Origin of the sequence: Streptomyces sp. NPDC048636 (assembly GCF_040650655.1) — a bacterium.
Classification (GTDB): Bacteria; Actinomycetota; Actinomycetes; order Streptomycetales; family Streptomycetaceae; genus Streptomyces.
In genome coordinates, this window is sequence record NZ_JBEZHR010000009.1 from 1 (window position 1) to 18,628 (window position 18,628).

Below are 18,628 nucleotides of genomic sequence, written 5' to 3' on the forward strand. Positions count from 1 at the left end.
CGAGTACGCCCAGTACGCGGGTCAGGCTCCGCCTTGCGATGCACCGCATCCGACGCCGCGGCCTGATCCGCGAAGATCCGAACGACACGACCTAGGCCGTGTCCGCCTGAGGGAGCCGGGGCGGCACCGGCGGGCGGACCGGGGCAGGGGCGGCGGCACGTAGACTGGTGGGCTGTTGTCCCACCGCCGGGCCGCGCCCCGCGGCGGGGCGGCCGTCCCACCGCACTCTCACCCCTTCAGGAGCCGAGCCCGCCATGCACCGTGAATCCAAGGCGTCGCTGGTCGGCGAGGAGTACGAGGTCGAGGTCGGTCCGGTGGCCCACGGCGGCCACTGCATCGCCCGTACCGAGGAGGGCCAGGTCCTCTTCGTCCGGCACGCCCTGCCCGGTGAGCGGGTGGTCGTCCGGGTCACCGAGGGCGAGACCGGCGCGCGCTTCCTGCGCGCCGACGCGGTGCGGGTGCTGGACGCCTCCAAGGACCGCGTCGAAGCGCCCTGCCCGTTCTCCGGACCGGGCCGCTGCGGCGGCTGTGACTGGCAGCACGCGGCCCCCGGCGCCCAGCGCCGGCTCAAGGCCGAGGTGATCACCGAGCAGCTGCGCCGGCTGGCCGGGCTCACCCCCGAGGAGGCGGGCTGGGACGGCACCGTCGAGCCCGCGCCGGGCGACAAGGTGTCCCGCGGCGAGGTCCCGGCCTGGCGCACCCGCGTGCAGTACGCCGTGGACGAGCAGGGGCGGCCCGGGCTGCGCCGCCACCGCTCGCATGAGGTGGAGCCGGTCGACCACTGTCTGATCGCCGCCCCCGGCGTCACCGAACTCGGCGTCGAGAAGCGCGAATGGCCGCAGATCGAGACGGTGGAGGCGATCGCCGCCACCGGCTCCTCCGACCGTCAGGTGGTGCTCACCCCGCGGCCCGGCGGCAGGCTGCCGATCGTCGAACTGGACCGTCCGGTCTCGGTGTTGCGGGCCGCCGAGTCCCGCGGCCGGGACCGGGTCCGGCTGGTGCACCGCGTCCACGGCCGTCCCTTCGTCCGCGAGCGGGCCGCGGGCCGCACCTGGCGGGTCGGTGAGGGCGGCTTCTGGCAGGTCCATCCCAAGGCGGCCGATCTGCTGGTCGAGGCCGTGATGCAGGGCCTGATGCCGCGCAAGGGACATACCGCGCTCGATCTGTACTGCGGAGTCGGGCTGTTCGCGGGCGCGCTGGCCGAGCGGGTGGGGGAGAGCGGTGCGGTGCTCGGCATCGAGTCCTCCAAGCGCGCGGTCGAGGACGCCCGCCACAACCTCCAGGACTTCGACCGCGTCCGGATCGAGCACGGCAAGGTCGAGCAGGTGCTGCCCCGCACCGGTATCACCGAGGCCGACCTGATCGTCCTCGACCCGCCCCGCTCGGGCGCGGGCAAGGAGACCGTGACCCGGCTCGCGGGCATGGGCGCGCGCCGCATCGCCTACGTCGCCTGCGATCCGGCGGCCCTCGCCCGCGATCTGACGTACTTCGCCGAGTCGGGCTATGTGCCGCGCCGGATGCGGGCGTTCGACATCTTCCCGGTCACCCACCATGTGGAGTGCGTGATGATCCTTGAGCCGCGCCGCGAGGACGGCTGACCCCCGCCTCCCGCCGCGGGGGATGTACGACCGCCGTGATCGCCGTCGGCCGAAGGATGTAGCGCGCTTTCCCTCCTGCGCAGGAGCTCGCGCCAGGAACCGCCGGTGAGGATGGGGGGCCTGGACGCGGCAGCTCGTACGGAGCGGCGCGCCAGGCGATCACGGGGGTGAACAGATGGCGGAATCCCGTCGGGGTAGGCCCGGCGTCTCACGGGCCGGGGCGCTGGGCCGGGCGCTGACCGGTGGGCTGATCATGGCGACGGCGCTGGGCGTCGGTAACGGGCTGGGCCCGGCGATCGCCGACGCCGTGGGGGCCTCGGGGTACGGGGCGCGGCTGGTACCGGCGGCGCTCGTCACGGCCCTCGCCCTTCCGCTGGTGGCCCTGGTGCACGGGGGGCGGTCGTGGCGGCGGCTCGGGTTCGGCGGGCCAGGGGCGAGCGCGGGCGCCTTCCTGGCCGGGGTGGGGATGACCGCCGCGGCGGCGGCACTCGTCCTGGGCGCGGCGACCGCCGGGGGCCTGCTGCGCTGGTCGGATCCGGATCCCGGCACGCTCGCCGGGTTCCTCGTCTCGAACGCGGTGGTCGCCATTCTGCTGGAGGCCCTGCCGGAGGAGACGACGCTGCGCGGCTACACCTGGACCTCACTGCGCGGGCGGTTCGGCGGTACGGTCACCGCGCTGGCCACCACGGCGGTGTTCCTGCTGGTCCCGGGGGCGTCGACGGTGGTAGCCGCCGCGGCCGCGCGGCTGGCCGGGCGGGACCCGGAGCCGATGGGTGTCGCGCCGGACGGACAGAACCCGGTCGACTACCTGATCCTGATCGTGGTGTTCGGGCTGACCCTGGTCGCGGCCAGGACGGCCCTGGCGCGGGCCCCGCTGTGGACCTCCATCGGCGTCCATCTGACCTTTCTGACCGTCAACCGGATCGCCCTGGAGGGCGGAAAGCGCCACGCGGGCTGGTACGTCGAGCACGGCAAGGGGGCCGCGGGCCTGCTGGTGCCGGTGTATCTGCTGGTCGTCGCGGTCGGGTTCGCGCTGTGGGGACGGGGCGTACGGCGACGGCGCCGTCGGGAGGGACCGGCGCACACGGCCTCGGCGCGCGGCTCGTGGGAGGTCGGAGCGGTGCGCTGAGGGCCGGGGTGTCAGCCGGAGCCGGACGGCTCCGGCTGCGCCCAGTCGGCGCGGACGTGGTGCAGATGTGCCCGGAGCAGCGACTCCAGGCGGGTCGTGTCCCGCGCGGCGACGGCGGCGAGGATGGCGCGGTGCTCCCCGGCCGCGCCGCCGAGGGATCCGCGCGCGGCGAGCGCCTCCAAGCCGTAGAGCCGGGTCCGGTCGCGCAGCGCGGCGACCGTGTCGACAAGGCGACCATTGCCGCCGAGCGCCAGCAGTTCGAGGTGGAACTGCCGGTCGGCGTCGAGGAGCCGGGGGACGTCCCGCGCCCCGGCGGCGGCCTCGATGTCCTCCGCGATCGACTCCAGGCGGCGCAGATCCTCCGGTCCGGCCCGGGCGGCGGCCTTCAGGGTGCCGGGGATCTCCAGGAACAGCCGCATCTCGTGGATCTCGTCGAGGTCGTGCTCGCTCATCGGGACGACGCGGTAGCCGCGATTGCGGACCGGCTCCAGCAGCCCCTGGTTGACCAGCGTCAGCATGGCCTCGCGCACCGGGCTGCTGGAAACACCGAGCCGGGTGGCCAGGGCGGCCGCCGAACAGATGTCGCCGGGGCGGATCTCACCGGAGACGAGCGCTTGGCGGACCATCGCGAGGATCTGGTCGCGCAGGCTGGTGCGGCGCAGCGGTGCGGATTCCGGCTCGGTCACCTTGCTGCCGCTCCTCTCCTACCCGCTGATCTGCCGTTATTCCATGGGCCCTTGACGTCGGGGCGAGGGCGGTTGCATCGTACCCGGCACTGGTAGCCGGTAACCGGTTACCAGTGAGTAGCCGGATATCCGACCCGTCAGCCGTCTCACGCCCCAAGGACGCCATGCTGCACTTCACCGCGGAGAACACCATCCGTGCGCTGCCGTTCGACGCGCTGGTCCCCGCGCTGCGGGACGGCTTCGCCCGTGGCGCCCGCACCCCGCCCCGGCACCACCACACCCTGGACGAGGCGAGCGACGCCACGCTGCTCCTCATGCCGTCGTGGACCCAAGGGACCTGGCCCGAGGGCGACTTCGTGGGCGTCAAACTGGTCAATGTCTTCCCCGGCAACGCCGACCGGGGACGTCCGGCGCTCTCCTCGGCGTACCTCCTCGCCAGCGCCGCCACCGGTGAGCACCTCGCGCTGATCGACGGCAACGAGCTGACCCGGCGCCGTACGGTGGCCACGTCCGCGCTCGCCGCCTCGTACCTCGCCCGCCCGGACAGCGCGACCCTCCTGGTCATCGGCGCGGGTCATATCGCCGGCCTCGTGGCGGCCGCGTACCGCAGTGTGCTCGACATCCGGACCGTGCTCATCCACGACCGCACCCCCGCGCACGCCGAGCGCCTGGCCGGGAGTCTGCGCGCGGAAGGGATGGACGCGCGGGTGGCGCCGGACCGGGCCGAGGCGGTGGCCTCGGCCGATGTCATCAGCTGCGCGACCCTGGCCACCGAACCGCTGGTGCGCGGCGAGTGGCTGCGGCCCGGCACCCACCTCGATCTGATCGGCAGCTTCCGGCCCACCATGCGGGAGGCGGACGACACCTGTGTACGGCGCGGCTCCGTCTACGTCGACACCCCGGTCGCGCTGGCGGAATCCGGCGATCTGACCCAGCCGATCGCCTCCGGTGCGCTCGACCCGGACGATGTGGTGGGCACGCTGCCGCGGCTGTGCCTCGAGGAGGTGCCCGGCCGCCGCGACCGCGAGGAGATCACCGTGTTCAAGACCGTCGGCAGCGGGCTCGCCGATCTCGCGGCGGCGGCCCTCGTCTACCGCGGCCACGGTGGGGCGACGAGCGGATGAGTCGCCGCTACACCTCGTGCAGGGCGGTCCGCGCCGCGTCGACGAACTCCGTGAGGGCCTCCCAGAACGGCCGGTAGGCGCGGTCGAAGTCGTCCGCCGCCTCCGCGTCGCCTGCGCGCATCGCGCGCAGCGCCCGGTGGAACGGACCGGTCGCCTTCTGTAGCGCGTTCGCCGCGGTGGCCGCCGCGGCCGGGCCCTCCAGGTCCACCACGCGCACGCAGCGGCGCAGTTTGCCGTACTGGTCGCGCTCGCGCTCGGCCAGTTCGTCCAGGACCTCCGGGCGGCGCCGGGCCTCACCGGTACGGTCGGCCGCGGACACCTCCCAGTACAACTCGCAGATGGCATGGGCCTGCTCGATGAGGTCGAGATAGGCCGTGCGCCGGGTGTCGCGCAGCCGCTCCGCCCGCTGGGCGAGCACCGCGGTGTCCGCCTGTATCCGGGCCGCGCGGGTGTTGCCGCGGCTGGTGACCCAGCTGGCCACGACGGCGGTGCCACCGGTGAGGGCGGCGATCCAGAAGGTGTTGTCAGCCACGGCCGTCCCGCGCCGTGCCGCCGGTGAGCAGGGCGTCGAACCCGCCGTCGCGCGCGAGCCGTTCGAGACCGTCGAGGGCGGCGCGGGCCCGCTCGGCCGCGGCCGGGTCGCGCTCGGCGAGCCCGCTCTCCAGGAACTCGTCCTCGTCCAGCCGCAGGACGGACGTCCGGTCCGCAGAGACCCACAAATCCAGGTCGAGGTCGGTGACGACCAGGGCCTCCGCCTCGACGACGATGGGCCGGGTGATGTCGCAGTACCAGCCCTTGAGCGCGCCGGAGACCGAGCGGACCTCCTTGACCGCGTACCAGCGGTCGCGCCAGTAGTGCTCGGTGAAGACGTCGCCGTGCTCGAAGCGGACGAACCCGAAGTCACGGACGGCCGCACCGGCCCAGGGGGCCCGCACGGTCACCCGGGCGCCGTCGTCGGCGACCACGGTCGCGGGGTAACGGACGTCCGGGCGAGGGTGTTTGACGAGCCTGACCGTGATCTCGCCACCCGCTGCCAGGACGCCGCCCGTCGGCGAGGTGCCGCCGCCCGTCGCGAAGGTGCCGGGCGCCGGGTGGGCGCCGGGCGCCGTCGTCGGGTCCGTGCCGCTCATGGTGTGCTCGCTCTCCCCGTGTTCATGCCGGACGCCGTGTGACGCGTGGCCGGTGCCGTCGCCGAGCCTTTCGTACGGGCGGTCACACCGGCCACTCCATTTTTCCTGGTCATCTGTCGCCTCGGAGTCATCTTCGGCAACCGCCCTTATCCCCCGATGGTAGGAAGATACGGAAGGCGTAACGGTTCGCCGGTATATTCCAGGGATATGTTCCCGGCATGAGCGCATCGGGGCTGCTGCCCAGGACCGAACTGCGGCCCATCGTCTCCGAGTTGAGGCTGTCGGCCTTCAAGAGGCACCGCCGTGTCTCCTTCTCGCTGGGCCCGCTGACCCTGATCTCCGGCCCCAGCGGCAGCGGCAAGTCCGGGGTGCTGGAGGCGTACGCGGCGCTCGCGCGGCTCGCGGGCGGCGCGCGGCTCGCGGAGGTGTTCCGCGATCCGGCGGCGTACATCCCGCGCTGGGCGCGGCCGGACCGGCAGGGCCGGCGCGGCTTCCGGATCGGCTGCACGGTGGACGGCCCGGTCGGGCCGGTGCGGCTGGACGTCGCCGTACAGGCCGAGCCCGAGCTGCGGATCGTGGGGGAGCGGCTGACCGGTGCGGGGGAGACCCTGCTGGAGACGGCGCTGCGCGACCCGGAGCGGCGCTGCGTCCAGGCGGCCTGGCACACCGCCGGGGCGGTCGCGGTCACCCGCGCTCCGCTGCCCGACGACCGGCTGGCCACCTCGCTGCTGCCGCTGCGGGTGGCGGGCACCACGGAGGGGCAACGGCTGGCGCTGTCCGCCGCCGAGCAGGTGGTCATCGCCCTGCGTTCGGTCTTCCCCTGCGATCCGCGGCCGGAGCGGATGCGGGTACCGGCGCCGCCGCGCGACGGCCGGTTACGCGGCGGCTGCGAGAACCTGGCCGCGGTGCTGCGGCGGACCAGCCGGGAGTGCGGCAGCCGCCATGCGGCGCTGGTCGCGGCGGTCCGGGCGGGGTGCGCGGGGCCGGTCGAGGGCCTGGTGACGGAGGGGTGCGCGGACGGGGTGGTGCGCGCCCTGCTGGAGCAGGGGCCGCTGGGCCCCATGCCGGTGGAGCGGCTGGGGGACGGCGAGTTGCGGTATATCGCGCTCGCGCTGGTGCTGTTGACCGGGCCGGGGGTGCTGGCGGTGGACCCGGCGGCCGATGTGCTGCCGGCACGGCAGGCGCTGACGGTGCTGGCCGACGGGTTCGACCGGTGTCTGGACCGGCGGCAGGCCAGGGAGCTGCTGGGGGTGGCGGCCCGGATGTGCGCACGGGGACACATCCGGCTGGTGGGCACGGTGGGGGCCGTGGGGGATATGACGGGGGCGCTGGGGGGCGCCCCCGTCACGGTGGTAAACCTGGGGCGTGAGCGAGTCTCCTGAGAGCCAGTCCTTCGACGACCAGTCGCCCGAGAGCGGGTCCCCCACGAGCGGGTGCCCCACGGGCGAGTCCTCCACGGGCGAGTCCCGGCGGCGCGGGCGTCGGTCCGACGGCCTCGATGTGGCGGGGTTGCAGCACAGGCTGGCCGCCTTCGCGGCGGCGCGCGACTGGCAGCAGTACCACACCCCCAAGAACCTGGCGGCCGCGCTGAGCGTTGAGGCGTCCGAGCTGGTGGAGATCTTCCAGTGGCTGACGCCGGAGCAGTCGGTGCGGGTGATGGAGGACGCGGGACAGGCGGCCCGGGTCGAGGACGAGGTCGCCGATGTGCTGGCCTATCTGCTCCAGTTCTGCGAGGTGTTGGGGGTCGACGCGCTCGCGGCGCTCTCCGCGAAGATCGATCGCAATGAGGGACGGTTCCCGGCGACGGCCCCGGCGGGCCCCGCCCATCACTCTCAGTAGTTGCGAGGTTATCCACAACGCAACTGTTGTCAACAGATTCCTGAATTCCCCTAGCTTTTCGGCCTGTTAGTCATCACTCTGGGTAGTGGAGGAGTGACGGGTGCGGGAAATCCGTTGAGAGGGGATCGGGGCATGGACGCGATGCGGCTGATCGGTGTCACGCGGCACGCCCTGGCCAAGGCCGGGAGCGTGCACGACATCGTGGCCGAAGCCTGGCAGGTCCAGGCACTGGCAGAGGCGGTCGGCGGATATTTCGTGGTGAGCGGCCCGGCGGCGGCGCGGGCCGAGGCGCGAGGGCTGTGCGAGGCGGGTGGCAGGGCGCGGGGTGCCCTGTTCCACCCCGCGTTGCACCACCCCGCGCTGCACAGCGGCGGTTTACGGGCCGCGCAGCTGTCGGAGGTGCGGGACCCCAAGGCGGTGCTGCTCGCGCTGGGGGATCTGCTGGCGGAGGCGGGGTTCGCCCTGGTCGGGGTGGCCTCCAGCACCGAGGAGGAGGCGCTGTACTGGCAGTGCGTGGAGGCGATCGACGCGGCGGACGAGGCCAGGGACCGGGTGCACGGGATGCTCAGGCACCTCACGGTGCGGGAATGGAGTGGAGAGTGGGGCGGCGCCGCATGACGAGGCAGGATGGAGTGCATGGATCTCCGTATCTTCACCGAACCCCAGCAGGGGGCGAGCTACGACACCCTGCTGACCGTCGCCAAGGCCACCGAGGCCCTGGGCTTCGACGCCTTCTTTCGCTCGGATCACTATCTCCATATGGGCGATGTCGACGGGCTGCCGGGCCCGACCGACGCGTGGATCACCCTGGCCGGGCTGGCCCGCGAGACCCGGCGGATCCGGCTGGGCACCCTGATGACCGCCGCCACCTTCCGGCTGCCGGGTGTGCTGGCCGTCCAGGTGGCGCAGGTCGACCAGATGTCCGGCGGCCGGGTCGAGCTGGGGCTGGGCGCGGGCTGGTTCGAGGAGGAGCACCGGGCCTACGGGATCCCGTTCCCGAAGGAGAAGTTCGCCCGGCTGGAGGAGCAGCTGGAGATCGTCACCGGTCTGTGGCAGACACCGGTCGGTGAGACCTTCGCCTATGACGGGGCCCACTACCGGCTGGCCGACTCGCCCGCGCTGCCCAAGCCCGCCCAGAGCAGGCTGCCGGTGCTGATCGGCGGTCATGGGGCGACCCGCACTCCTCGGCTGGCCGCGCGGTTCGCGGATGAGTTCAATATGCCCTTCGCCTCGGTCGCGGACAGTGTGCGGCAGTTCGGGCGGGTGCGGGAGGCGGCCGAGGCCGCCGGCCGTAAGGGGGACGACCTGGTGTACTCCAATGCGCTGGTGGCCTGTGTCGGCAAGGACGGTGCCGAAGTCGCGCGGCGGGCCGCGGCGATCGGCCGGGAGGCCGAGGAGTTGAGGGAGAACGGTCTGGCGGGCTCCCCGGCCGAGGTCGTCGACAAGATCGGCCGCTATGCGGAGGCCGGAGCGTCCCGGATCTACCTCCAGATTCTGGACCTTGACGACCTCGACCACCTGGAGCTGATCTCCTCCCAGGTCCAGGCCCAGCTGGGCTGACCGTCCAGTTGCCGGAGCGATCAGGAGCACCTGTGATGTCCGCCCGTTCGACGTCCTTCGCCGCCGCGCTGGAAGGGCCGCCGCTTGTCCTCGACGGCGGGCTGTCCAACCAGTTGGAGGCGCAGGGCTGCGATCTCTCCGACGACCTCTGGTCGGCCCGGCTGCTCGCCGACGACCCGGGGCAGATCGAGGCCGCGCATAGGGCGTATACGCGGGCGGGCGCACAGGTGTTGATCACCAGCAGCTATCAGGCGACCTATGAGGGACTCGCCCGCCGGGGGGTGGGCCGGGACGAGGCGGCGGAGCTGCTGCGGCGCAGTGTGCGGCTGGCCCGGACCGTCGCCGAGGAAGGGGGCGGGACGGCCGGTGCGGGCGGTGCGGGCGGTGCGGGATCAGCTCCGGCCGGGGCCCGGGGGTCCGGTCCGGTGTGGGTGGCGGCCTCTGTCGGTCCCTACGGCGCGATGCTCGCGGACGGCAGTGAGTACCGCGGGCGCTATGGGCTGGGCGTGGCGGAGCTGGAGCGGTTCCATCGGCCGCGGATCGAGGCGCTGGGCGGGGCGGCACCGGATGTGCTGGCGCTGGAGACCGTGCCGGACAGCGATGAGGCGGTGGCGCTGCTGCGCGCGGCCGAGGGGTGCGGGGTGCCGGTCTGGCTCTCGTACTCCATCGCGGGGGAGGCCACCCGGGCCGGGCAGCCCCTGGCCGAGGCGTTCGCCCTGGCCGCCCGGAACGACCAGGTGATCGCCGTCGGCGTCAACTGCTGTGCGCCGGAGGACGCCGACCGGGCCGTGGAGATCGCGGCCGACACCACCGGAAAGCCGGTGGTGGTCTATCCGAACAGTGGAGAGGAGTGGGATGCCGAAGGACATGGCTGGCGGGGGCGGCCGACATTCGACGCGGACCGGGTGCGGGCATGGCGGGACGCCGGGGCGCGGCTCATCGGCGGCTGCTGCCGGGTCGGGCCGGACCGGATCGCCGAGTTGAGCGGCGTGCTGAGAAAGCATTAGGAACCGGACCGCCGCGTGACGATACTCGGACGGGTGTTCTTGACGATGACCACCACCGGTACCGATGAGCGCCCCGCGACCGACCTCGGGTTTCTGCTGCACAAGCACCCCGACAAGGCGCAGCGGTTCTCCACCTCCCATGGCACCGCCCATGTCCTCTACCCCGAGGCGACCGTCCAGCGCTGCACCGCGGCGCTGATGCTGGAGGTGGATCCCGTGGCCCTTGTGCGGCGGGGCCGTGGCAAGGGCCGGGGCGGCGCGCCCGACTCCGCGCTGGCGCAGTATGTCAACGACCGGCCCTACGCGGCGTCTTCGCTGCTGGCGGTGGCGCTGAGCAGTGTCTTCTCCAGTGCGCTGCGGGGGCAGTGCAAGGCGCGGCCCGAACTGCCCGAGCGGCCGCTGCCGTTGCGGATCGAGGTGCCCGCGCTGCCCGCCCGCGGTGGAGCCGCGCTGGTCGAGCGGCTCTTCGCCCCGCTGGGGTGGACGGTGACGGCCGAATCAGTGGCGCTGGACGAGGAGTTCCCGGAGTGGGGCGAGTCCCGGTACGTCCGGTTGGTGCTGGAGGGGGAACAGCGGCTGGCCGACGCACTGCGCCATCTGTATGTGCTGCTGCCGGTGCTGGATGACGCCAAGCACTACTGGGTCGCCCCGGACGAGGTGGACAAGCTGCTGCGGTCAGGTGAGGGCTGGCTGGAGAACCACCCCGAGCAGCGGCTGATCACCAGCCGCTATCTGGCCCGCCGCTGGTCGCTGACGCGCAGCGCGCTGGAGCGGCTGGAGCTGGCCCGGCTCGCCGAGGCGGACGACACCGAGGTGGAGGAGTTCGACAACGCGGTCGCCGAGATCGCGGCCGAGTCCACGGAAGACGGGTCCACGGAAGAGGACGACGGGACGCGGACGCCCGAGGGAGGGGTGGGCGATCAGGAGACGGCGGATACCGGGAAGCCGGTGCCGCTGGCCGTACTGCGGCGCGAGGCGATCCTCGGCGCCCTGCACGAGGCCGGGTCCGCCCGGGTGCTCGATCTCGGCTGCGGCCAGGGCCAGTTGCTGGGCGCGCTGCTGAAGGACGCGCGGTTCACCGAGATCGTCGGTGTCGATGTCTCGATGCGCGCGCTCCATGAGACGGCGCGGCGGCTGCGGCTGGACCGGATGTCCGAGCGGCAGTCCGCCCGGCTGAAGCTGATACAGGGGTCGCTCGCCTACACCGACGGCAGGCTGCGCGGCTATGACGCGGCGGTGCTCTGCGAGGTGATCGAGCATGTGGATCCGCCACGGCTGCCCGCCCTGGAGTACGCCGTGTTCGGTGCCGCGCGGCCCCGGGCCGTCGTGATGACCACACCCAACGTCGAGTACAACGTGCGCTGGGAGACCCTGCCCGCCGGGAAGGCGCGCCACCCCGACCACCGCTTCGAATGGACCCGGGAGGAGTTCCGCGGCTGGGCCCGGGAGGTCGCCGAGCGGCATGGCTACACCGTGGAGTTCCGGCCCGTCGGCCCCGACGACCCCGAGGTCGGCCCGCCCACCCAGCTCGCCCTGTTCCACCTCGGAGACGCCGACACCCGCACCGGCGACGACACCAGCACCAGCACCAGCACCGAGACCAGCAGCACGAACGCGAAGGAGGCGGCCGCATGACCGACGCCGATGTCACCACCGTCAAGCGCAGCCTCGGCGTGCCCGACCTGTCCCTCGTGGTCCTCGTCGGCACCACCGGCTCCGGTAAGTCCACTTTCGCCCGGCGGCACTTCCTGCCCACCCAGATCGTCTCCTCCGACGTCTGTCGCGGGCTGGTCGCCGACGATGAGAACGACCAGAGCGCCACCCCCGACGCCTTCGACCTCCTCCACTACATCGCGGGCAAGCGGCTGGCGGCCGGGCGGCTCACCGTCGTGGACGCCACCAACGTCCAGCCCGAGGCCCGGCGCAGCCTGATCAAGCTCGCGCGCGAGTACGACGTCCTCCCCGTCGCCATCGTCCTCGACATCCCCGAGGGCGAATGCGCCCGGCGGAACGCGGCGCGGCCCGACCGCGCCGATATGCCCACCCATGTCATACCGCGGCAACGGCGTGAGCTGCGCCGCTCCCTGAAGTCCCTGGAGCGCGAGGGCTTCCGCAAGGTGCACATCCTGCGTGGCCCCGCGGAGGTCGAGGCCGCGGAGATCACCACCGAGCGCCGCTACAACGACCTGCGCCATCTCACCGGTCCGTTCGACATCGTCGGTGACATCCACGGCTGCCGCTCCGAGCTGGAGACCCTGCTCGGCAGGCTGGGCTACACCCTGCACCGCGACGAGCGCGGCCGCCCGGTCGACGCCACCCACCCCGAGGGCCGTACCGCGGTCTTCGTCGGCGACCTGGTCGACCGCGGGCCCGACAGTCCGGGCGTACTGCGCCTGGTGATGGGGATGGTGGCCTCCGGCGCGGCGCTGTGCGTGCCCGGCAACCATGAGAACAAGCTCGGGCGCTGTCTCAAGGGCCGCAAGGTCCAGCTCACCCACGGTCTCGCCGAGACCGTGGAGCAGCTGGAGCGGGAGCACGCCGAGGACCCGGAGTTCGGCGACCGCGTCCGGGTCTTCATCGAGGCGCTGGTCAGCCACTACGTACTGGATGGCGGGGCGCTGGTGGTGTGCCACGCCGGGCTGCCCGAGAAGTACCACGGCCGTACCTCGGGCCGGGTCCGCTCGCACGCGCTGTACGGGGACACCACCGGTGAGACCGATGAGTTCGGTCTGCCCGTGCGCTATCCATGGGCCCAGGACTACCGGGGCCGCGCCGCCGTGGTCTATGGCCACACCCCCACCCCGGTGGCTTCCTGGCTCAACAACACCATCTGTCTGGACACCGGCTGTGTCTTCGGCGGCCGGATGACCGCGCTGCGCTGGCCCGAGCGGGAGTTGGTGGACGTCCCGGCCGAACGGGTCTGGTACGAGCCGGTGAAGCCACTGACCAACGAGGCCCCGGGCGGTGCCGAGGGCCGTCCGCTGGACCTGGGCGACGTCCAGGGCCGCCGGGTGGTGGAGACCCGTCATATGGGCCGGATCGCGGTCAAGGAGGAGAACGCGGCGGCGGCGCTGGAAGTCATGAGCCGCTTCGCGGCCGACCCGCGGCTGCTCGGCTATCTCCCGCCCACCATGGCCCCGTGCGCCACCTCCACCGAGGACGGCTATCTGGAGCACCCGGCCGAGGCGTTCGCCGCCTACCGCGCCGACGGGGTGCGCGAGGTGATCTGCGAGGAGAAGCACATGGGCTCCCGCGCGGTGGCCCTGGTCTGCCGTGACGAGGAGGTCGCGCGGAAGCGCTTCGACGCACCGGACGGGGTGTCCGGCATGGTGTACACCCGCACCGGGCGGCCGTTCTTCGACGATCCGGCGCTGACCGGGAAGATTCTGCGACGGCTGAGCCAGACCCTCGACACCGCCGGTCTGTGGCAGGAGCTGGACACCGACTGGCTGATGCTGGACGCCGAGCTGATGCCGTGGTCGCTGAAGGCCGAAGGGCTGCTGCGCAACCAGTACGCGGCGGTCGGCGCCGCCTCGCGCGCCGTCCTCCCCGGTGTGCTCACCGCCCTGGAGGGCGCGGCGGCGCGCGGCGTCGAGGTGTCCGGGCTGCTCGAGAAGCACCGGGGGCGGGCCGAGGACGCGGCGGCGTTCACCGAGGCGTACCGGCGCTACTGCTGGCCGGTCGACGGGCTGGAGGGTGTCCGGATGGCACCGTTCCAGATCCTCGCCGCACAGGGCCGCAGCCTCGCCGCGCTCCCGCACGACCGGCAACTCGAGCTGATCGACCGGATGGTCGAGGCCGACGAGCCGGGCGCCGCCGCCAAGGAGAGGGGGAGCGGGCTGCTCGCCCCCACCCGCCGTCTGGTCGTCGACACCGAGGACGACGCGTCGGTGGCCAAGGGCGTCGCCTGGTGGCTGGAGCTCACGGCGGCGGGCGGTGAGGGCATGGTCGTCAAGCCGCTCCAGGGCTTTGTGCGCAAGGGCGACGGCCGCCTGGTCCAGCCGGGCGTCAAATGCCGTGGCCGTGAGTACCTGCGCATCATCTACGGCCCGGAGTACACCCGTCCGGAGAACCTGGACCGGCTGCGGGTGCGCCACCTCGGCCATAAGCGGTCCCTCGCGCTGCGGGAGTACGCGCTCGGGCTGGAGGCGCTGGACCGGCTGGCCGACGGCGAGCCGCTGTGGCGGGTCCACGAGGCGGTCTTCGCGGTGCTCGCGCTGGAGTCCGAGCCGGTGGACCCCCGCCTCTAGGCCCTGTCGGCCGGCTGAGGCCGACCGGTCGCCGGAGCCCGTCCCGCCACGGGCCCCGGCGACCGACGGGCTCCGGCTACCCCGTTGACGTCCTCGGGCGGTGGCGGGGCGCATGGGTGCGGGACCATTGACGTGACCGTGCCAGCTGCCTAGCGTGCTGCTCAATCCCATCGTCTCCGACCCATCGGTTCTCCGCGAGCGTGCCGGCCAACGAGCAGAGCGGGGAGGGCGGATGAGTCTCTTCGAGGACGGACGGCCGTTCCTCCACGCGCTTCCCGCCGACGACCGGCGTGCGCTGCTCGCCCTCGGCGGCCCCCGGGTCTACGACCCGGGCCAGGTCGTGTTGCGCGAACACGACCGTACGACCTTCGTCGTCGCCATCACTTCCGGCTGGGCCACCGTCTCGATGGAGACCGAGCGCGGTGTCCGGCTGATCCTGGCGCTGCGCGGTGCGGGCGAAGTCGTCGGCGACCAGGCCGCGGTGGACCATGGTTCACGCAGCGCCACCGTCACCGCGCTCGGCCGGATGGCGGCGGTCGTGGTCTCCGGCGACCGGTTCCGCGCCTATCTCGCCGCCCGACCGGTCGCCACCGTACTGATCATGCGTCAGTTCAGCTCCCGGCTGCGCAGCTCCGACGGGGAGCGGCGCGCGCTCGCCTCCGAGAAGGTGCTCCAGCGGCTCGCCGCACGGCTGGTCGAACTCGCCGAGCGCACCGGCCATTCCGGCCCCGGGGGCACCATCACCGTCGATCTTCCGCTGCCCCAGCACGATATCGCCGCCGCCGTGGGCTCGACCCGCGAGGCGGTCGCCAAGGCGCTGCGTCTGCTGCGCGACCAGCATGTCCTGCGCACCGCCTCGCGCCGTTTCGTGGTGATGGACCTCGGGCTGCTGCGGCTGCTGGCCGAGGGGCGCGCGACGGGCGAACAGATCCCGGCGCGCCCCCGCGACTGAGCGCGGGCGCGTACGCCCCGCCCCGTTTCCGCGACTGTGTAAACGGCTACAGCCCCCGGACCGCTCCCCGGGCACGCTGGACAGGCACAGGGAGCGGACCGTGTGCGACGGGGGTGCACACGGCCCGGCGCCCGGCACCGGAGAGGGGCGGCGGGACGGGCAGGGGGAGAGAAAGCCCCCGCCGCCCGCTTCGGGCCCGGCGGTCCGACGGCCCAGCGCTTGGCGGCCCTCCGGCACCGCGGCGGTCGAGTGCCCCGGCGCGCCGGACCCTCCCCACCTCCACTCGACAACAGCGAACGAGCCCGCCCCGGCCACTACGGGGGCGGGCGGCGTGAAGGACGGCGGGCGATGAACGGAACCGAGCACATCGACGTCACGGCGGACAGCGGGATACGGCGGCTGGACATCCCGAAGGGCGGCCCGCTCGAGGGTGCCGGAGAGGCAGGCGGCGCCCGCACCGCGCGCGAGGCCCGCGCCCATCTGCACCTCACCGACTGTCCGGCGCCGCTCTCCGTAGAGCCCGTAGAGCCCCTAGAGCCCGTAGAGCCCCTAGAGCCCCTAGAGCCCCTAGAGTCCGTAGACCCCACAGAGCCCGCCGAGCTCGACGGTGAACCGTTCCCCACCCCCTCCGAAGGGCCCGTCCCCCACGAGGAGTTGGAGCGCGTGCGGCGGCTCCACCGGCCCGCCCCCGGCCACCGCGCGCTGCGGGAGCGGCTGTGGCGCACCCGTCTGCTCGTGCTCTGCGGCGAACCCGGCACCGGTCGTGCGTGGACCGCGCTCGCTCTCCTCGCCGAATGCGCCCAGCGCACCGGAGGCGGCGTCGTACGCGTCGGCCCGGGGCCGTTCCTCGGCCCCTCCGCCGGGCAGCCGGAGTTCCACCGCGGCCATGGCTGCCTCCTCGAACTGCCCCCAGTCGCCACCGACATCGGCACCCCACCGGATGGCCCGCCGCACCCGCCGCTGGACACCCGGCTGGACCGGCTGCGCGACCGCCTCGTCGAGCACGGGGCGTATGCCGTGGTCCTCGTCCCCGGCGGACCGGTGGCCGAGCGGCTGCTGAACGCCCGCCGTCACGCGCTGCCCCACGAGCCGCCCGCCGCCACCGATGTCCTCGACGGCCACCTCACCGACCTGCTCGCGGACGGCCCCGCCGAACTGCTGGAGCAGGCCCGGGCCACCGCCGCCCGGCCCGAAGTGGCCGAGGCGCTCGGCCTGGACGAGCTGCTCCCCGGTGAGGCGGCCCGGCTCGCGCACCATCTCGCCGGCCACGCGCGGGGCCGGATCTCCGACGCACGGCTGCTGGAGCACTGCCGGTCGTTCGCCCCGCGCCAGGCCCGCGCGTGGTTCACGGCCCCCGGCCGTCCGGACACCCTGCCCGCGGCCCTGCCCGACCTGCGCGCCGCAGCCCTGCGGATCGCCCTCGCCGTCTTCAACGGCTCCGCGCACAGCCTCACCTCGGACGCCGCCGAGCTGCTGACCTGGGAACTGGCCGTCACCCTCGACCCCCACCACGCGCCGGGCCGCCCGCTGTTCACCGCCCGCCCCGGGGCCGCTCCGGCCGCTGCCCGCGCGGTGTGCGGGGACGGCGTGGAGGACCTGGGCGAGGCGTCCGTACCGGTGCGCGCCGTGTGGTTCCGGGGGCGGCGGCTGGCGTCCGCGGTGTTGTACGAGGTGTGGGACGGCCACCACAACCTCCGTGGCCCGATGTGCCGTTGGCTGCGCGCGCTGTGCGACGACCCGCGGCCGCAGGTGTGGGTGCGGGCCGCGGTCGCCGCGGGGGTGCTGTGCGCCCGCGACTACCTCTACGGTCTGGTCGAGCTGCCGCTGCCGCTGGTGCGCACCGACAGCCCGGTGCAGCGGATGGCGGCCGCCACCGCGCTCGCCGAGGCGTCCCGCGCCCCGGAGGTGCGTCCCGCCGTGGACGGTCTGCTGCGCGCCTGGGCGCGCGGCGATGACGCACGCGAGCGTGAGACGGCGGCGCTCGCCCATGGCTACGGGCTGGCGGCGGGCTCGGTTCCGGCCTCCCTGGCGGAGCTGGGCCGGATCGCCTGCGCCGACGGTTCCGTCACCACCTCGTACGGAGCGCTGCGGCTGCTGGCCGGGACCGAGCCGGAGGTGGTGCTGGACGGGCTCGTCCACTGGCTGCGCGACACCCGGCGGCCCCGCCGCGACCTGGCGTTGCTGACGGCGCTGCGCGCGGTCACCACCCGCACCTCGCATCTGTGGGGGCTGACGGAGGTGCCGGAGTTGGAGCCGTACGCCGCCTGGCCGTTGGCCACGGCGCTGCTGGCCGCCCGGCCGGGCTGCGCGCCCCAGCTGTCCGAACTGCTGCGGGCCGCGCTGACCTGGGCCCGGTCGGCCGGTGCCGCCGAGGACGCGCTCGTCGGCTGGATCCGGCGCGCGGCCCGTGACGAACGGCAGCTGGCGGTGTTGTGCGGCTTTCTGCCCCGGCTGGCACAGGACGGTGACGAGCCGCTCGACGTCCGGGCGGCCACACGGATACGGGAGGTGCTGGAAGCGCTGTGAGGAGAGGAACGGGGATGGTGAAGGAGATGGAACGCACGACCGGTGCGGAGGAGGAGAAGACCGGCCACGGCGGTGGCGCCTGGGAGACCGCGCCCCGCGACACCCCCGCCCGCCGGTTCTCGGTGACCGGCGCGCGGCGGCTGCGCGAGACGCTGCGCCGCGGCGGGGACGACCTCGCCGCCGCGTTGCGCGAGGCCGACGACGGGGTGCTGCTGAGCGCGCTCGACGAGGGGCTGCCCGCCGAGCGGGCCACCCGGATCGCCGTCGAGCTGGTGCGCCGGGCCCCGGAGCGCGGACCGGAGCTGGCGGCCGCGGTGTGCGAGAAGGTGCTGGTGGCCCATCTCTATCTCGACGCCCCGGCCGGTGCGGTGACCACCGGCGGCGGGGCCGCCGGGGATCCGGACACCCGGCTGCGGGTGCGTACCGCGCTGATGCTCTACGAGGGTCTGGTGCGTCCCTGCGCGGACCGCGGGGCCGTGCCCGAACTGATGGCCTGTGTCCTGCCCGGGCTGTGGAGCGCGGGCGGCGGCGCGGGCCGCGAGGTGGTGTGCCGGGTGATCGGCACCCGGCACACCACCGGCTTCGGCGAGAAGGGCTGGAAGGCGCTGTTCGGCGGGGTGGCCGAGGAGCGCCGGGAGCTGGCGGAGGCGGCGCACCGGGCCGACCGGCGGGAGGCGCGGCGGCGCCGCTGGAGGCCGCGGCGCGGGGCCGACGACGGCGGCCGGATCGATCTGCAACCCGGTCAGCTGTGGGTCTCGGCGCTGCTGGGCTTCATCGCGGTGGGGCTGGTGCTGATCGTGGTGCTCGCCGCGGGCTGAACCCGGCCG

At 73.8% G+C, this 18,628-nt stretch carries 16 protein-coding genes; 13 read left to right on the plus strand and 3 right to left on the minus strand.

Annotation, left to right across the window (positions count from 1 at the left end; all coding sequences use genetic code 11):
* Window positions 1-254 precede the first annotated feature (254 nt).
* Window positions 255-1,598, plus strand: a complete 1,344-nt coding sequence (locus AB0C66_RS23540; protein ID WP_362441886.1) for a TRAM domain-containing protein — start codon at window positions 255-257, stop codon at window positions 1,596-1,598.
* 175 nt (window positions 1,599-1,773) lie between these two features.
* Window positions 1,774-2,727, plus strand: coding sequence for a CPBP family glutamic-type intramembrane protease (locus AB0C66_RS23545; protein ID WP_362441889.1), 954 nt, complete (start codon window positions 1,774-1,776; stop codon window positions 2,725-2,727).
* Between the two features lie 11 nt (window positions 2,728-2,738).
* Here AB0C66_RS23545 and AB0C66_RS23550 read toward each other — a convergent pair whose 3' ends face one another.
* Window positions 2,739-3,413: a GntR family transcriptional regulator gene (locus AB0C66_RS23550; RefSeq protein WP_362441892.1), complete on the minus strand. Its 675-nt coding sequence runs from the start codon at window positions 3,411-3,413 to the stop codon at window positions 2,739-2,741.
* A gap of 164 nt (window positions 3,414-3,577) precedes the next feature.
* On the opposite strand from AB0C66_RS23550, the gene AB0C66_RS23555 reads away from it, so the two are divergent.
* Window positions 3,578-4,537: an ornithine cyclodeaminase family protein gene (locus AB0C66_RS23555; protein ID WP_362441895.1), complete on the plus strand. Its 960-nt coding sequence runs from the start codon at window positions 3,578-3,580 to the stop codon at window positions 4,535-4,537.
* A gap of 7 nt (window positions 4,538-4,544) precedes the next feature.
* Here the strand turns inward: AB0C66_RS23555 and AB0C66_RS23560 are convergent, their stop codons facing one another.
* Both AB0C66_RS23560 and AB0C66_RS23565 read right to left on the minus strand, forming a co-directional pair.
* A complete protein-coding gene (locus AB0C66_RS23560) occupies window positions 4,545-5,069 on the minus strand; it encodes a hypothetical protein (RefSeq protein ID WP_362441897.1) in 525 nt (174 codons plus the stop codon).
* Complete coding sequence (locus tag AB0C66_RS23565) at window positions 5,062-5,556, minus strand: DUF402 domain-containing protein (protein ID WP_362442612.1); 495 nt, start codon at window positions 5,554-5,556, stop codon at window positions 5,062-5,064. Before AB0C66_RS23565 ends, AB0C66_RS23560 begins: the two co-directional genes overlap by 8 nt.
* 329 nt (window positions 5,557-5,885) lie before the next feature.
* On the opposite strand from AB0C66_RS23565, the gene AB0C66_RS23570 reads away from it, so the two are divergent.
* The 10 genes from AB0C66_RS23570 to AB0C66_RS23615 all read left to right on the plus strand — a co-directional run bounded on the left by AB0C66_RS23570 (window position 5,886) and on the right by AB0C66_RS23615 (window position 18,619).
* Window positions 5,886-7,049, plus strand: a complete 1,164-nt coding sequence (locus AB0C66_RS23570; protein ID WP_362441900.1) for an ATP-binding protein — start codon at window positions 5,886-5,888, stop codon at window positions 7,047-7,049.
* A 118-nt stretch (window positions 7,050-7,167) separates the two neighbouring features.
* Window positions 7,168-7,506 (plus strand): nucleotide pyrophosphohydrolase, encoded by a 339-nt coding sequence (locus AB0C66_RS23575; RefSeq protein ID WP_362442615.1) that lies wholly within the window; start codon window positions 7,168-7,170, stop codon window positions 7,504-7,506.
* 132 nt (window positions 7,507-7,638) lie between these two features.
* On the plus strand, window positions 7,639-8,124 hold the full coding sequence (locus AB0C66_RS23580) for a DUF6099 family protein (protein WP_362441903.1): 486 nt from the start codon (window positions 7,639-7,641) through the stop codon (window positions 8,122-8,124).
* Window positions 8,125-8,142: 18 nt separating this feature from the next.
* The gene (locus tag AB0C66_RS23585; RefSeq protein WP_362441906.1) at window positions 8,143-9,066 is read left to right on the plus strand and encodes an LLM class F420-dependent oxidoreductase; all 924 of its coding nucleotides are present in this window, start codon (window positions 8,143-8,145) and stop codon (window positions 9,064-9,066) included.
* 35 nt (window positions 9,067-9,101) lie between these two features.
* Complete coding sequence (gene mmuM / locus AB0C66_RS23590) at window positions 9,102-10,073, plus strand: homocysteine S-methyltransferase (protein ID WP_362441909.1); 972 nt, start codon at window positions 9,102-9,104, stop codon at window positions 10,071-10,073.
* A gap of 33 nt (window positions 10,074-10,106) precedes the next feature.
* Window positions 10,107-11,708 (plus strand): 3' terminal RNA ribose 2'-O-methyltransferase Hen1, encoded by a 1,602-nt coding sequence (locus AB0C66_RS23595; RefSeq protein WP_362441912.1) that lies wholly within the window; start codon window positions 10,107-10,109, stop codon window positions 11,706-11,708.
* Entirely contained in the window at window positions 11,705-14,323 is a 2,619-nt protein-coding gene (locus AB0C66_RS23600) for a polynucleotide kinase-phosphatase (protein ID WP_362441915.1), read from the plus strand. The genes AB0C66_RS23595 and AB0C66_RS23600 overlap by 4 nt, the downstream gene beginning before the upstream one ends.
* A 232-nt stretch (window positions 14,324-14,555) precedes the next feature.
* Complete coding sequence (locus AB0C66_RS23605; protein WP_362441918.1) at window positions 14,556-15,275, plus strand: Crp/Fnr family transcriptional regulator; 720 nt, start codon at window positions 14,556-14,558, stop codon at window positions 15,273-15,275.
* A 663-nt stretch (window positions 15,276-15,938) separates the two neighbouring features.
* Window positions 15,939-17,801 (plus strand): hypothetical protein, encoded by a 1,863-nt coding sequence (locus AB0C66_RS23610; RefSeq protein WP_362441921.1) that lies wholly within the window; start codon window positions 15,939-15,941, stop codon window positions 17,799-17,801.
* A gap of 26 nt (window positions 17,802-17,827) precedes the next feature.
* Window positions 17,828-18,619 (plus strand): hypothetical protein, encoded by a 792-nt coding sequence (locus AB0C66_RS23615; RefSeq protein WP_362441924.1) that lies wholly within the window; start codon window positions 17,828-17,830, stop codon window positions 18,617-18,619.
* Window positions 18,620-18,628 lie beyond the last annotated feature (9 nt).

Bases quoted from the DNA above. Each gene is read 5' to 3' on its own strand.
- AB0C66_RS23540 (WP_362441886.1), top strand. From the start codon at position 255: ATGCACCGTGAATCCAAGGCGTCGCTGGTCGGCGAGGAGTACGAGGTC.
- AB0C66_RS23545 (WP_362441889.1), top strand. From the start codon at position 1,774: ATGGCGGAATCCCGTCGGGGTAGGCCCGGCGTCTCACGGGCCGGGGCG.
- AB0C66_RS23555 (WP_362441895.1), top strand. From the start codon at position 3,578: ATGCTGCACTTCACCGCGGAGAACACCATCCGTGCGCTGCCGTTCGAC.
- AB0C66_RS23570 (WP_362441900.1), top strand. From the start codon at position 5,886: ATGAGCGCATCGGGGCTGCTGCCCAGGACCGAACTGCGGCCCATCGTC.
- AB0C66_RS23580 (WP_362441903.1), top strand. From the start codon at position 7,639: ATGGACGCGATGCGGCTGATCGGTGTCACGCGGCACGCCCTGGCCAAG.
- AB0C66_RS23585 (WP_362441906.1), top strand. From the start codon at position 8,143: ATGGATCTCCGTATCTTCACCGAACCCCAGCAGGGGGCGAGCTACGAC.
- mmuM (WP_362441909.1), top strand. From the start codon at position 9,102: ATGTCCGCCCGTTCGACGTCCTTCGCCGCCGCGCTGGAAGGGCCGCCG.
- AB0C66_RS23600 (WP_362441915.1), top strand. From the start codon at position 11,705: ATGACCGACGCCGATGTCACCACCGTCAAGCGCAGCCTCGGCGTGCCC.
- AB0C66_RS23605 (WP_362441918.1), top strand. From the start codon at position 14,556: ATGAGTCTCTTCGAGGACGGACGGCCGTTCCTCCACGCGCTTCCCGCC.
- AB0C66_RS23615 (WP_362441924.1), top strand. From the start codon at position 17,828: ATGGAACGCACGACCGGTGCGGAGGAGGAGAAGACCGGCCACGGCGGT.